The organism is Calorimonas adulescens (assembly GCF_008274215.1).
In the GTDB taxonomy this organism is placed as follows: domain Bacteria; phylum Bacillota; class Thermoanaerobacteria; order Thermoanaerobacterales; family UBA4877; genus Calorimonas; species Calorimonas adulescens.
The window spans coordinates 1-1,165 of the sequence record NZ_VTPS01000049.1 but is presented as its reverse complement, the minus strand read 5'-3'; the positions used below and the strand labels follow the sequence as shown (position 1 = coordinate 1,165).

1 protein-coding gene is annotated in these 1,165 nt (G+C 33.6%); it reads left to right on the top strand.

Features of this window, described 5'->3' with window-relative positions; translation table 11 throughout:
• Window positions 1–1,041: ISLre2 family transposase (locus FWJ32_RS13185; RefSeq protein WP_149546425.1), on the top strand; the 1,041-nt coding region annotated here is incomplete at its 5' end.
• Window positions 1,042–1,165 lie beyond the last annotated feature (124 nt).

Here is a 1,165-nt window from a genome sequence, read left to right as displayed (position 1 = left end):
GAGATTATAGATCTATCAACAATACTCTCTTATGAGAAAAGCATTAAAGAACTTAAAAGAGATGGGTCAAAATGTAATTTAAGCCGTCAGACAGTAATGAATACCCTGAAGAAGACAGATGATATTGAAAGCTATAAAATACCGAAAACAAAAAAGAAGACAGACATCCTATATATAGAAGCCGATGAAGACCACATACACTTACAGAATGGCAAAAATGCAATAGTTAAACTTGTATATGTCCATGAAGGTAAAGAAACGACGGGAGATAGAAATGCACTCAAAAATCCAAAATACTTTTCCGGAATATATGAAGGAGAAGAAACAGAAGACCTCTGGAAAGATGTCTGGACATATATAAAAGACACATATGAAGAAGAATCCATAAAGAAGATATATATAACAGGAGACGGAGCAGACTGGATAAGATTTGGAGCAGAATATCTACCCAATGCCATATATGTACTAGACCTTTTCCATCTACAAAAGTACATAACAGCGGCTCTTAAGAATGACAAAAAATCAAAAAGAGACCTATGGAGAGCCATACTTAAAAAAGACAGAGAAAAAGTAAATGAAATACTCATTCAAAAACATGAAGAGTTAAAGACAGATGGACCCAATGACCCAATAAACAAATGCCTGATATATATTAATAATAACTGGGATGGCATATGTGCATACAAAGACTATCAAGATGAAATAACAGGCTGCAGTGCAGAAAGCCATGTAAGTCACATATTATCAGAAAGGCTATCAAGAGGCCCCATATCATGGAGTAAAGAAGGGGCACATAAAATGGCCAAGCTAAGAGCTGTAAAAGCCGATGGAATATCATTAAAGGATGCAATAATAAAACAACAGATCAATGACTTAAAACCTGTAGAACTACCAAAAGAGACAATAAAGAGAGCCAAAAAGAAGATAAACAAGATATACTCTCAAATCAGTAACATAGACAATCTTCCGGTACTTTTAAATAAGAGGACATTTACTAGCATGGCAATAAGGTCTCTATTACATGACTATGCAATAATATAGACTGGGATTTATTAAAAACAGTAATGATAAATTTTGTTAATGTTGGATTAAACATACATAACGTTTTCCTATGATAATTCATTATGGTGAGGTCTTTAATAACCTAAAAATACTTGACGCGATC